Below are 13,326 nucleotides of genomic sequence, written 5' to 3'. Positions count from 1 at the left end.
CGTCCGTCCGCCACTAGACTGGCAGGCATGCCCATCCGATCCTCCGCAGGCGCTCCGCGCCCCCAGGACCGCCCGACGACCCCGTTGCCCGAGCACGGCCCCGGCGGGGAGGCTGTGCCCGCAGCGGTCCTCTGGGACATGGACGGCACCCTCGTGGACACCGAACCGCTGTGGAACGAGAGCCAGCGTGCCCTCGTGGAGGCCGCCGGTGGACGGTGGACCACAGAGCTGGCACACGGGCTGGTGGGCCAGGCGCTGGACCACGGCGCCCGCCTGCTCCAGGAAGCCGGGGTCACGCTCAGCGTGGGGGAGATCATCGAGCACACCATGTCGGACGTGGTCAACGGCGTGCGCCGAACGGTGCCGTGGCGCCCCGGTGCCCGGGAACTGCTCACCTCGCTGCGGGATGCCGCCGTGCCCTGTGCCCTCGTCACCATGTCCCACGCCCCGCTGGCCGCCGTGGTCGCCGAGTCCGTCCCCACCGGTTCACTCGAGTTCCTCGTCACGGGGGACATGGTCCTGCGGGGCAAGCCGGACCCAGAGCCCTATGTGACGGCACTGGATGTCATGGCGCGCCGCCACGAGGGCCTGGACCGGAGCGCCTGCGTCGCGGTCGAGGACTCGATGCCCGGATTGCTGTCCGCAGCCGGTGCGGGCCTGGCCGTCGTGGCGGTCCCGCACGTCCTCGCGCTACCCGATGACCCACGGTGGGAGAAGTGGACCACCCTCGCCGGCCGCACCCCCCGTGACCTCGCCACGGTGGCGGCGCGGATGTCGGCGGCCTCGTGAGCGGCGACGCCCTTGAGCCCGTTTCCGACCGCCGCGGGAAGTTTCGCCTCGGCTCACTGATCGGGGTTCCGGTCTACCTGTCCTGGAGCTGGTCGCTCATCGCCCTGTTCGTGGTGGTGCTGTTCGGGCCTCAGGTCCAACGGCTGTTCCCCGAGCTGGGGATCGGTGCGTATGGGATCGCCTTCCTCTACGCCGTGCTCCTGTTGCTCTCCGTCCTCGTCCACGAGTTGGCCCATGCCGCCAGCGCGCGGGCGTTCGGCTGGCCCACCACGGAGATCGTCCTCAACCTGTGGGGCGGCCACACCCAGTTCGGCAGTTTCCAGGCCACGCCGGGCCGCTCCCTCGTCACGGCGCTGGCGGGACCCGCCGCCAACGTGCTGCTGGCCCTCGGCGGCCAACTGCTCATGGTCACGTGGGCCCCCGACGGCGTCGGGAGCCTGCTGCTCGGCATCTTCACCTACGCGAACTGGCTGGTGGCGGTCTTCAACGCTCTCCCGGGTCTTCCCCTGGACGGTGGCCGGATCGTCGAATCAGCCGTGTGGGCGGCCACGGGGGACCAGGACAAGGGGACCATCGCCGCGGGCTGGGCCGGACGCCTCATCGTGCTGGCCCTGGTGGTCGGGGTGGTGGTGGTGCCCCTGGCGCAGGGGCGGCCGGCCGACATCCCGCTGATCGTCATCCTGGTGATGGTCGGCTACTTCCTCTGGACCGGTGCCACCGAGTCCATCCGCGGTGCCCAGCTCCGGCTGCGGGTCCCAGGCCTGACCGCCGCCCAACTCATGCATCCGGCCATCGGCCTGCTCAACACCGCCACCGTGGCGGATGTCCGGGGCCGGCCCTCGGGCACGCTCGCGGTGCTCGTGGCCCCCACCGGCCAGCCGGAGGCCATCGTGGACGAGACCGCTCTGGCCCGCGTCCAGGACCGCGACGCCTCGTCCGTCCTGGCTGCGGCCACCGCCCGGGCCCTGACCCACGGCGCCGTGGTCCGCGCCACCGACGCCGGCCGCCCCCTGGTGGACCGGCTCGCCGCAGTGGACGGCGCGGAATACGCTGTACTGGCGCCGGACGGCACCGTCTGCGGCGTGCTCCGCCAACCCGATGTGGTCCAGTGGCTCACCACGGGCCGCCGTCGCTGACCCTCACCACCCACCAGAAGGACCACCGCCGCATGACCGACATCCCCAGCCCCACCGGCGTCAACGAACGCCGTGGCCCCCTGCGCCCCGGCCAGCGGGTCCAGCTCAAGGACGCCAAGGGACGCCTGAACACCATCACCCTCACGGAGGGCGGGCAGTTCCACAGCTATCAGGGCGTCCTGCACCATGACGACCTGATCGGCGGCCCGGACGGCGTGGTGGCGAGGAACTCGGCTGGTCACGAATATCAGGTCCTGCGCCCGCTGATCAGCGACTTCGTTTTGTCCATGCCGCGCGGGGCCACCGTCGTCTACCCCAAGGACTCCGGTCAGATCGTGCAGATGGCGGACATCTTCCCCGGCGCGCGGGTGGTGGAGGCCGGCGTCGGCTCCGGCGGCCTGTCCATCTCCCTGCTGCGCGCGGTGGGGGACGCGGGGGAACTGCACTCCTACGAACGCCGCGAGGAGTTCGCGGACGTGGCCCGCGCCAACGTCCAGACCTTCTTCGGCGGGGAGCACCCGGCCTGGCAGATCCACCTCGGCGACGCACAGGAGGAGATGACCACGGTCCATGAACCCGGTTCCGTCGACCGCGTGGTGCTGGACATGCTGGCCCCGTGGGAGTGCCTGGACGCGGTCGCGACGGTGCTGGCGCCGGGCGGCGTGTGGATCAACTACGTCGCCACCGCCACCCAGCTCTCCCGCGTGGCGGAGGCGATCCGTGAGGACGGACGATTCACCCAGACCGAGGCCTCAGAGACCATGGTCCGCGGCTGGCACCTCGACGGCCTGGCCGTGCGGCCCGATCACCGCATGGTCGCCCACACCGGTTTCCTGCTGGTCTGCCGCCGCCTGGCCACCGGCCAGGAGGCCCTGGCGCTGAAGAAGCGCTCCAAGGTCTCCGAGTTCAAGGCCGTGGACGTGGAGGCCTGGCAACCGGCAGACGAGTCGCGTTGGACCCCGCAGGCCCTGGGCGAACGCCCCGTGACGGACAAGAAGGCGCGCAAGGCGGCCCGCGAGGCGGCGTCCATGGAGCAGAAGGGCGCGCGACGCCACCTCGCGGACACGGATCCCGGTGAGGGCCCGGCCGCCGCTGCGGATCCGATGGCGCCGGTGGAACCGGTCGACCCGGCAGACCTCTGACCGGCAGACCATCCACCGGCCGGGACCCTGGTTACGCCACCAGCCAAGCGCACCGCAGCGTTCGCGGACAGGCCTAGGATGGATAGGTAAGGCTGACCTCAGGCATTCCCCGATCCGGTTGGCCGGAAAGGTATCCGTGAGCGATCCCACCACCGCCGGAACCACGCCGATGGAGTCCGGCCAGACGCACCAGCTGGATGCGGCGAAGCGTCGCGCCGCCACCCTCGTGGAGAAGAACCGGACGCTCGAGTACCAGTTGCAGACCGCCGCCCGGAACAACCGCCGCATGGTCGACCTGCTGGAGGAGACCCGGGACGAGATCACCACGCTCAAGGCCGCGCTGGAGCTGGACGGGGAGGCCCCCTTCGCCTTCGCCACGGTCCTGGAGGTCCACCCGGCCCGCGAGCCCGTCGAGGGTGTCGAGATCGCGGCGACCGTGCAGGGTGGCGTGGACGTCATCCACAACGGCCGCCGGATGCGCGTCACCGTGTCCCCCCTGTTGGAGCCCGCCCGGATCACCCCCGGCTCGGACGTGCTGCTGAACGAGTCCCTGACCATCGTGTCCGTGCTCGAGGCCGAACGGGCCGGGGAGCTGGTCCGGGTGAAGGAGACCTTGGACGACGGCCTGCTGGTCGTCGTCGGGCGCGGGGACGAGGAACGCGTGGTGCGCCGGTCACACCGCCTCTCGGGTCAGCGCATCCGTGTGGGGGACGCCGTCACCTATGACTCGCGCACCGGCCAGGCCCTGGACGTCGTCCCGCTGAACGAGGTCCAGGACGTGGTCCTCGAGGAACTCCCGGATGTCAGCTACGAGGACATCGGAGGCCTGCGGGACCAGATCGAACAGATCCGCGACTCCATCGAGATGCCCTTCCTGCACCCGGGCCTGTACCGCGAGCACGGGCTCAAGGCCCCCAAGGGCATCCTGCTCTACGGGCCTCCCGGTACCGGCAAGACCCTGATCGCCAAGGCCGTGGCCTCCTCCCTGGCCGCCCGCTCCACGGAGGAGCGCCGCTCCTACTTCCTCAACATCAAAGGCCCCGAGCTGTTGAACAAGTATGTGGGGGAGACGGAACGGCACATCCGCACCATCTTCGCCCGCGCCCGCGAGAAGGCCTCCGACGGGTACCCGGTCGTGGTGTTCTTCGACGAGATGGAGTCGTTGTTCCGCACCCGCGGCTCCGGCGTCTCCTCGGACGTGGAGACCACGATCGTTCCGCAGCTGCTGGCCGAGATCGATGGCGTGGAACGGCTGGACAACGTCATCGTCATCGGCGCCTCGAACCGCGAGGACATGATCGACCCGGCGATCCTCCGCCCCGGCCGCCTGGACGTGAAGATCCGTGTCTCCCGGCCGGATGCCGAGGGCGCCGCGGACATCTTCGGCAAGTACCTCACCACCGCCCTGCCCCTGCACGCCGCCGAACTGGAGCGTCACGGCAGCCGGGCGGACACCGTCGCGGCGATGATCGCCGCCGTCACCGACCACCTGTTCGCCCGCGGCCCGGAGACCGAGTACCTCGAGGTCACCTACGTGGACGGCACCACCCGGACGCTGTACTTCGCCGATTTCACCTCCGGTGCCGTCATCGCGAACATCGTGGACCGGGCCAAGAAACAGGCCATCAAGGACTACCTGACGGCCGGCTCCGCCGAGGAGGCCAAGGGACTGCGCACCGAGCACCTGCTGCAGGCTGTCCGGGAGGAGTTCACCGAGCAGGAGGACCTCCCGAACAACACCTCACCCGAGGAGTGGGCTCGGGTCTCCGGTCACCGCGGCGGACGCGTCGCCGGGATCCGCATGCTGGTCCGTCACGGCTCGGCCGACCAGCAGGAGTCACGGTGACGCCCGTGCCCACACCCCCGGACAGATCGGCCGGCGTCGGGCCCGTGGTGGCAGACCGGCACGGGCTGGTCCCGGCCGATGCCGTGCTTCCGGCCGGACGCGACACCGCAGGATGGGGAGTCCACCGGGTGATGGGGCTGGAGACCGAGTACGGCGTCCATGCCCCCGCCAACCCCGGCGCCGGCCACTCTGTGCTCTCCGTGGAGGTGGTGAACGCCTATGCGGACCTCGTGACGTCCCGGGGCGGGACCGTGGCGGGCACGGAATGGGACTACGGGGAGGAATCCCCGCTCGTGGACGCCCGCGGCTGGCAGCTGCCCCGCTCGGCGGCCCATCCCACGCAGTTGACGGATCAGCCGCTGATGGACGAGGACGGCAGTCCCGTGCACCTGCTGACGAACCTGGTGCTGGCCAACGGGGCCCGACTCTATGTGGACCATGCCCATCCCGAGTACTCCTCACCCGAGACCACGAACCCGTTGGACGCCATGGTGTGGGACCAGGCAGGTGACCTGGTGGCGTTGGCCGCCTCGCAGCGCATCGCCGCGGCGCCGGGGGAGCCCCAGGTGCTGCTGTACAAGAACAACACGGACAACAAATCGGTGTCCTACGGCGCCCACGAGAACTATCTGGTGACCCGCAGCCTGGACTTCGACGAGCTGGCACAGCGCCTGGTGCCGTTCTTCACGGCCCGGCAGGTGATCTGCGGGTCCGGTCGAGTCGGGCTCGGTGTCACCGGGTCGAGCCCCGGGTTCCAGATCAGCCAGCGGGCGGACTTCTTCGAGGAGCAGGTCGGCCTGGAGACCACGGTGCGGCGGCCCATCGTGAACACGAGGGACGAGCCGCATGCCGACGCCGACCGGTACCGCCGGCTGCATGTGATCATCGGGGACGCCAATCTCTCCCAGTACGCGACCTGGCTGCGCTGCGGCATGACCGCCCTCGTGCTCTCCATGATCGAGCTCGGTACCGCGCCGGAGGTGGAACTCATGGACCCCGTGGCGGCCCTGCAACGGATCAGCCACGATCCCACCCTGCAGGCGACCGTCCCCCTGGTGCGTCCCCTGGAGGGTGCGGGCCCGGGCGGCCGCCGTGAGGCCACCGGGCTGGAGATCCTGCGGGTCTATCTCGAGGCCGCCGAGCGGCATGTCCACCATTTCGGTATGGGCGACGAGGCCACGCTGGACGTGCTGAACGCCTGGCGGGAGTCCGTCGAGACCCTCGGGACCGATCCGGCCGCCATGGCCGACCGGCTGGACTGGGTGGCCAAGTACCAACTCCTGTCCGGGTACCGGCAGCGCCACGGCCTGGACTGGGGCGATCCCCGCCTCGGCATGATGGACCTGCAGTATGCGGATCTGCGCCCGGACAAGGGGCTCTACCAGGCGATGCTGCGCCGTGGATCGCTCCGCCGGCTGGTGCCGGACGAGAGGATCCGCGACGCCGTCGGCTCACCTCCGCGGGACACCCGGGCCTGGGCACGCGGCCGGACGGTGGGCGTGTTCGGACGTCACGTGGTCGGGGCCAGCTGGGACACCCTCCTCGTGCGCGAGGACGGCGAGGGTCCCCTCTACCGGTTCCATCAGCGGGAGCCGCTGGCCGGCTCGGCAGAACAACTGTCCGGGGTGTTCGACGAGCCGGCGGCGGAGGGCTCCTACGGACGGCTGCTCGAGGCCCTGGCCCGGGTGCAGGCCGGCCCGTAACGGCATCACGGACACCCCTGACTCCGCTGAGTCCCCTCACCGACAGACACAACCATCACCACCATCAGGAGCGACCATGTCACAGCAGTACGGCTCATCCTTCGAGCGCGAGGAAGACTCCGCCAACGGTCCTGACGCGGATCCCACGCCCGCACCCACGGGCGCTGCGGGCCAGACCAGCACCGCTGACCTGGACAGTCTGCTCGACGAGATCGACTCGGTGCTCGAGACGAACGCCGAGGAGTTCGTCAAGGGCTTCGTCCAGAAGGGCGGCCAGTAGCCCGCATGGATCGCAGGATCATGGGCATCGAGACCGAATTCGGCGTGCACTACTCCCATCCGGGATCACGGCCGCTGACGCCCGAGGAGGTCGCCCGGTACCTGTTCCGCCCCGTGGTCGAGTGGGGGCGCTCCTCCAACGTGTTCGTCAGCAACGGCTCCCGGCTGTATCTGGACGTGGGCTCCCACCCGGAGTACGCCACGGCGGAGTGTTCCACCCTGGATGAGCTCGTGGCAGTGGACAAGGCCGGAGAACGGGTCATGCAGGAGTTGATCGACGAGGCCACCGGGCACATGAGGGCGGACGGCTTCACCGGGACCATCTACCTGTACAAGAACAACGCCGACTCCGCGGGCAACTCCTACGGTTCCCACGAGAACTATCTGCTGAACCGCCGGACCGAGTTCCGCCGGCTGTCCGAGGCGCTGATCCCCTTCCTGATCACCCGACAACTGGTCTCCGGGGCGGGCAAGGCCATCGGAGTCCGCACCGGGACCACCCACGGCGGACTGCACGGGGCCGGTGGGACGGAGGCGCTCATTCCCGGCCCTCCGGAACCCCACTTCGCCTTCTCCCAACGGGCCGACCACGTGATGGAGGGCATCTCCTCCGCCACCACCCGTTCCCGGCCCATCATCAACACGCGGGACGAGCCCCACGCGGACGCCGCCGAGTACCGCCGCCTCCACGTGATCGTGGGGGACTCGAACATGTCCGAGACGACCCAATTGGTCCGGTTCGGGGCCACCGACCTGCTGCTGCGCATGATCGAGGCCGGGCGGCCCCTGGGTGACCACCAGTTGGCCAACCCCATCCGGGCCATCCGGCAGGTGTCCCACGACCTCACCGGTACCGCCGAGCTCGAACTGCGCAACGGCGGCCACCGTTCGGCCCTTCAGCTGCAGCGGCACTACCTGGAGCAGGCCACCGCGTTCGTGCGGGAGAACGGATCCCACCATGACCGGGTTCCGGCCGTGCTCGATCTGTGGGAGCGCACTCTGGATGCCGTGGAGAGCGGAGACTACTCCCAGATCGACACCGAGATCGACTGGGCCATCAAGCACCGCTTCCTGTCCCGATACGCCGCGAAGAACTCCCTGGACTGGGATGCGCCACGGATCGCCCAACTCGACCTCTCCTACCACGACATCACGCCCCAGCGGGGCCTGTTCTCGCTGTTACAGTCACGCGGAGCCGCCGCCCGGTTCCTGGACGATGCCGCCATCGAGGACGCAGTGGACAACCCGCCGCCGTCCACCCGGGCCACCCTGCGGGGCCGGTTCATCCGGGCTGCACGGGATGCTGACCAGACCTATTCGGTCGACTGGACCCACCTGAAGCTCAACGACCGACCGCTCCAGGCCATCAGCATCAAGGACCCGTTCCAGACCGAGTCCGATCGACTCGATGCGCTCATCGGTCACCTGCGCCACGCGTCTGGCGGGGAGTCCGACTCATCCAGCGTCCATCCAGTCTGACGTGACAGACTGAAAAGGCCGGGCGAAGGCCCGGCCTGGGTGTCGCCCCGCCGCCCTCCTCGGCCGGGAGCTGGCCCCGTCCCGTACTACCGAAGGATCCCATGTCCCGCACCGTGTCCCGATCGCGCCGGTCCCGCGCCGCCGCGCCCCTGTCCCTCTCCCTCGTCGGCGCCCTGCTGCTGGCCGGTTGTGCCGCCCCGGAGCCGCGTGGCGCCGGTGACATCGAGGCCCTGGAGCCCGTGTCCATGGAGGTCAACGAGGAGGGCGTCCCCGAGGTCACCGTGGACGGGGAGATCCAGGCCGAGGAGGTCTCCTCCCGCGTGCTGAAGGACGGCGACGGCGCGGACGTCAACGAAGGCGACATCGCCCTGGTGCAGACCGCCATCGTGGATCCGGCCTCCGGCGAGGTCACCGCCGAGAATTTCACCCAGGGCTCCGAGGCCGTGTTCCTCAATGACGCGCTGAAGGAGGGCAATGACGTCCTCTACAACATGCTCGACCAGAACAAGGTCGGCGCCCAGATCTCCTTCTTCATGCCCGGAGCCCAGCTGGGCCAGGGGGCCCCGGACCAGCTGATGGTCTTCCAGATCGCCGACGTCCGCCCGGCCCGCGCCGAGGGCGAGCCCGTGGAGGTCACGGACGACTCTCTGCCAGCCGTCACCCTCAACGAGGACTCCGGCGAGCCGACCATCGCCGCGCCCGAGGGCGACGCCCCGACCGATCTCGTCGTGCAGCCGCTCATCGAGGGCTCCGGCGAGGAGGTCGGCGAGGGCGACTACGTCACGATCCACTACAAGGGCGTGAAGTGGTCCGACGGCGAGGAATTCGATTCCTCGTGGTCCACCGGCGCACCGGCGGGCTTCCAGCTCGACCAGCTCATCGCCGGCTGGAACGAGGGCCTGCAGGGCCAGAAGGTCGGCTCCCAGGTGCTTCTCGTCGTGCCGCCGGAGTTGGGCTACGGCGGCACCGAGGGCAACGAGCTCCAGGAGGAGACCCTGGTGTTCGTGGTGGACATCCTGCACACCATGCCACCGGCCCAGCCCGCCGAGGCACCGGAGTCGACCGAGCCGGCACCCTCAGAATCGGCACCGGCAGAGTCAGCCCCCGCGGCATCAGCGTCCCCCGAGTCTGAGTAGGCTGGGACGGACCGCAGAACTGACCCGAACTGATCTGAGCCCCACCTTCTGGAAGGAAGAAACCCATGTCCTTCGGACAGCGCAATTACGACCGCACCCGCCCGGAGATCGAGTTCCCCGGTGACAATCCGCCGGCGGAGCTGGTCATCGAGGACATCGCCGAGGGCTCCGGCCAGGCCGTCGAAGCCGGCGACCGGGTCTCCTGCCACTACCTCGGGGTGGCCTGGTCCACCGGTGCCGAGTTCGACGCCTCGTGGAACCGCGGCCAGCCGCTGGACTTCCAGGTCGGCGTCGGCCAGGTCATCAAGGGCTGGGACGACGGCCTGCTGGGCATGAAGCTCGGCGGCCGGCGCCGCCTCGAGATCCCGCCGCACCTGGCCTACGGGGACGCCGGTGCCGGCGGCGAGATCGGCCCGGGCGAGACCTTGATCTTCGTGGTGGACCTCGTCGGGATCAACTGAACCCACCGTGTCCGCCGCATCGCCAGCGCGCTCCACGGAGCGCATCGTCTCGCTGCTGTGGGTGCTCTTGGCCAGCGGCCGCCGCGGGGTCACCCGCGAGTACCTGGTCGCCTCCGTGGACGCCTACTCGCTGTCCCCGTCCGCGGCGGCGTTCGAGAAGATGTTCACCCGTGACAAGGAGGTCCTGAAGGGCATCGGCGTACCGTTGGAGTCCTTCACGGTCCAGGACGAGTCCGGCTTCGAGTCCTCGGAACCGGGCGGGGAGACCCGCTACCGGATCGACGAGGACCGGATGTACCTGCCGGCCGTCCCCTTCACCAACGGGGAGCGCCTGGCCCTGATGCGGGCGGAATCCGCCTGGGCCGGCTCGGAGATCGGCCATGCCGTGGTCCGGGCCCTCGGCCGGGTGGACGCGGGGGAGGACTGGCTCGAGGCCAGGTCCGGCTCTGACCACGAGGCCTTCGGAGTGCGCCTGGCGGGAGCGGACCGCTACCTGACAGAACTCGGGGACATGGTCCGCGACCAGTCGGTGGTGCGCTTCAGCTACCGGACGGTGAATGCCGAGCGCGCCGAGGACAGGACCGTCCGGGCCTGGGCGCTGACCAACCCGACGGGCGTCTGGTACCTCGTCGGATGGGACCTCGACCGGCAGCAACAACGCACCTTCCGGCTGACCCGCATCGAGTCCGAGCCCCGGGTGGCTGCGGCCGGCCCCGGCCATGACCGTGCCCCGCGCCGGCCCGCCGACTTCGACGTCCAGGCGGTCCACGACGTGGTTTCCGGGCAGCGGCAGCCGGCGTCCACCGTGCTGCACCTGGCCACCGGCCGGGCTGTCCACCTGCGGATCGGTGCCGAGCCCACCGGGAATCCCGCCACGGTGCCGACGGGCTGGGACGAGGTCCGGGTGACCTACACCCGCCCGGCGGAACTGGCCGGGAGCATCGCCGCGGCGGGACCCCTGGCCAGGGTTCCGGACGTCGGGGACCCGCTGCGGGCCGCCGTCGTGACGTTGCTCGAGGGCGCCCTGGCCTCCCATGCGGCCCCGCAGCCGGACTACACGCTCAGCACGCCGAAGCGGCGTCGCAATCGCCGGACCGACCGGGACAAGGTCGCCGCCGTGGTGGACGCCATCGGGCTGGCGAACCAGCGGGACGGGATCAGTCGCGCCGAACTGGCCGAGCGGCTCCAGGTCGGCGACCGCGAGCTCACCGCCATCCTCGACGAGCTCTGGTTCTGCGGCATGCCCGAACGGCAGTTCGCCGGGCAGCAGTTCGAGGTCCTGGAGCAGGACGGCCGCATCCGCATCACCCAGGCCGAACGACTCTCCGGACCGCTTCGCCTCAGCGTTCCGGAGGCCGCCGCCCTGGCCATCGGCCTCCGCGCGGCAGCGGGCATCCCGGGACTCACGGACACCGAACGGCAGGACACGGCGTCGGCGCTGGACAAGATCCTGGCCGTGTCCGGTCCCGAGGTGGAGCAGGCGGGCACCGGCATCGTCGCCGGATTCGACTTCGGTCCCTTCACCGAGCTGGCCGGCCGGCTGCACGCCGCCGTCCGCGAACAGACCCTGCTCTCGATCGACTACCACTCCGCGACCAGGGACGAGACCTCCACCCGCACCGTGGAGCCGCTGCGCATCACCAGCGAGGGCGGCCACGGATACCTGCAGGCCTGGTGCCGCTCGAGCGACGGCCGGCGGAACTTCCGTCTCGACCGGATCGCCGCCGTCCGCGAGACAGGGGAGACCTTCGAACCCCGTCACCTGCCTGTGGACGACCGCCTGTTCACCCAGCACGGTGACGAGACCGCCGTGACGATCCACTTCGCCCACCGCATCCGTGACCTGGCCGCCGGATTCGATCCGGAGAGGACCGCCGTCCTCGAGGACGGCTCGGTGGTCGCGGAGGTCAGGCTCGCCCACCCCGACTATGCCCACGCCCAGGCGGCCCGCTTCGGAGGGGAGTTCAGGGTGCTGGCCCCCCAGGACCTCGTCGAATCGACCGTCGACTGGCTCCGGCGCGCCCGGACCGGATACGTCACCGGGAATTCACCGTCACCGGGTGTCTCCACGGGCTCCGGCCCAGCGGCGTGACGTAAACTCGACAACGTTCAATCGAAAGGACGCCCCCCATGGCTGGACTTCAGGGATGGCAGCTCGTCATCATCATCGCCATCGTGCTGTTGCTGTTCGCGGCCCCCAAGCTGCCCGCGATGGCCCGCAACCTCGGCCAGTCGATGCGGATCTTCAAGTCCGAGGTCAAGCAGATGAAGGACGACGGCCCCGACAAGAAGGCCACCCAGGACACCTCTGACTCTGCGGACGGCAAGGACCCCGAGGGCTCGGACGCCGTCGAGGGCCGCATCGTCAACGGTGACACCGACGGCACGCGGAACGGTCGGAAGACCGGCACCAACGACCAGCAGTAGCAGCAGGTCACCGCCTCCATGACGTCTGCTCCCAAGGCGGCCCGCACCAAGGTCACCCGGGCCTCCCGCAAGAACAACCCCGCGGGGGAGATGGCCCTCAAGGACCACCTCAAGGAACTGCGCAACCGCCTCATCGTCGCCGGCATCGGCCTGACCCTGGGCGCGGTCGTCGGGTTCATCATCTACCAGCCGTTCTTCTCGGCCCTGATCGACCCGGTGCACCGGCTCTCCGACGAGGGCCGCATCGTCACGGTGTCCTTCAGCGCCGTGGGGCAGCCCTTCGACATCATGCTCCAGGTCGCCCTGTTCGTGGGGCTCGTCATCTCGAGCCCCGTCTGGCTGTACCAGGTCTGGGCCTTCGTGGTGCCGGGGCTGAAGAAGAAGGAGAAGCGCTACGCCCTGGGGTTCATCGGGGCTGCTGTCCCGCTGTTCATCCTGGGTGTCGCACTGGGCTGGCTGGTCCTCCCGGAGGCGGTCCAATTCTTCGTGGGACTGTCCCCGGAGGGCACCGCCAACGTGATCTCGGCGGACGTCTACATCCCCTTCGTGCTCCGGCTGTTCCTGGCCTTCGGGTTCGCCCTCGTGCTGCCCGTGGTGTTGGTCGGCCTGAACATGATCGGTGTCCTTCCCGGTCGGCAGATCATCAAGCACTGGCGCATCACCGTCTTCCTGATCGCTCTCATCGCCGCCTTGGCCGCACCGGGCTCGGACGCCATCACGATGTTCTACCTCGCGATGCCCCTGATCCTGCTCTTCGGCGTTGCCATCATCATCTGCCTGGTCAACGACAAGCGGCGGGCCAAGCGTGCCGCGAAGGCCGAGCAGGACAACGAGGAATACCTCACCACGGGTCCGGCGTCTCTCGACGAACTGTAGGCAACGGCCACCCGCCAGTCACCGCCCGTCAGCCACCGCCCGGCTCTGCCGG

12 protein-coding genes are annotated in these 13,326 nt (G+C 69.9%); all 12 read left to right on the top strand.

Annotation, left to right across the window (positions count from 1 at the left end):
* Nucleotides 1-27: 27 nt before the first annotated feature.
* Nucleotides 28-789: an HAD family hydrolase gene (locus ACFFIO_RS08280; protein WP_378041114.1), complete on the top strand. Its 762-nt coding sequence runs from the start codon at nt 28-30 to the stop codon at nt 787-789.
* Entirely contained in the window at nt 786-1,925 is a 1,140-nt protein-coding gene (locus tag ACFFIO_RS08275) for a site-2 protease family protein (RefSeq protein WP_378041113.1), read from the top strand. Before ACFFIO_RS08280 ends, ACFFIO_RS08275 begins: the two co-directional genes overlap by 4 nt.
* A 32-nt stretch (nt 1,926-1,957) precedes the next feature.
* Nucleotides 1,958-3,067 carry a tRNA (adenine-N1)-methyltransferase gene (locus ACFFIO_RS08270; RefSeq protein WP_378041112.1) on the top strand — a complete coding sequence of 370 codons (1,110 nt, stop codon included), beginning with the start codon at nt 1,958-1,960 and terminating at the stop codon, nt 3,065-3,067.
* A gap of 169 nt (nt 3,068-3,236) precedes the next feature.
* Nucleotides 3,237-4,913, top strand: a complete 1,677-nt coding sequence (gene arc, locus ACFFIO_RS08265; protein ID WP_378041168.1) for a proteasome ATPase — start codon at nt 3,237-3,239, stop codon at nt 4,911-4,913.
* Between the two features lie 131 nt (nt 4,914-5,044).
* Nucleotides 5,045-6,616 (top strand): depupylase/deamidase Dop, encoded by a 1,572-nt coding sequence (gene dop / locus ACFFIO_RS08260; protein WP_378041167.1) that lies wholly within the window; start codon nt 5,045-5,047, stop codon nt 6,614-6,616.
* A gap of 76 nt (nt 6,617-6,692) precedes the next feature.
* The gene (locus ACFFIO_RS08255) at nt 6,693-6,896 is read left to right on the top strand and encodes a ubiquitin-like protein Pup (protein ID WP_159551046.1); all 204 of its coding nucleotides are present in this window, start codon (nt 6,693-6,695) and stop codon (nt 6,894-6,896) included.
* A 5-nt stretch (nt 6,897-6,901) separates the two neighbouring features.
* A complete protein-coding gene (pafA, locus tag ACFFIO_RS08250) occupies nt 6,902-8,374 on the top strand; it encodes a Pup--protein ligase (protein ID WP_378041111.1) in 1,473 nt (490 codons plus the stop codon).
* A gap of 101 nt (nt 8,375-8,475) precedes the next feature.
* The gene (locus ACFFIO_RS08245) at nt 8,476-9,510 is read left to right on the top strand and encodes an FKBP-type peptidyl-prolyl cis-trans isomerase (protein ID WP_378041110.1); all 1,035 of its coding nucleotides are present in this window, start codon (nt 8,476-8,478) and stop codon (nt 9,508-9,510) included.
* A 65-nt stretch (nt 9,511-9,575) separates the two neighbouring features.
* Nucleotides 9,576-9,971: an FKBP-type peptidyl-prolyl cis-trans isomerase gene (locus ACFFIO_RS08240; protein ID WP_378041109.1), complete on the top strand. Its 396-nt coding sequence runs from the start codon at nt 9,576-9,578 to the stop codon at nt 9,969-9,971.
* Between the two features lie 7 nt (nt 9,972-9,978).
* Nucleotides 9,979-12,063, top strand: coding sequence for a helix-turn-helix transcriptional regulator (locus tag ACFFIO_RS08235; RefSeq protein ID WP_378041108.1), 2,085 nt, complete (start codon nt 9,979-9,981; stop codon nt 12,061-12,063).
* A 38-nt stretch (nt 12,064-12,101) separates the two neighbouring features.
* The gene (gene tatA, locus ACFFIO_RS08230; protein ID WP_378041107.1) at nt 12,102-12,398 is read left to right on the top strand and encodes a Sec-independent protein translocase subunit TatA; all 297 of its coding nucleotides are present in this window, start codon (nt 12,102-12,104) and stop codon (nt 12,396-12,398) included.
* An 18-nt stretch (nt 12,399-12,416) separates the two neighbouring features.
* Nucleotides 12,417-13,274 carry a twin-arginine translocase subunit TatC gene (gene tatC, locus ACFFIO_RS08225; protein ID WP_378041106.1) on the top strand — a complete coding sequence of 286 codons (858 nt, stop codon included), beginning with the start codon at nt 12,417-12,419 and terminating at the stop codon, nt 13,272-13,274.
* The last annotated feature ends 52 nt before the right edge of the window (nt 13,275-13,326 follow it).

Source organism: Citricoccus parietis (assembly GCF_042433045.1).
Taxonomy (GTDB): Bacteria; Actinomycetota; Actinomycetes; order Actinomycetales; family Micrococcaceae; genus Citricoccus; species Citricoccus parietis.
This window is presented reverse-complemented; position numbering and strand designations above follow the sequence as displayed.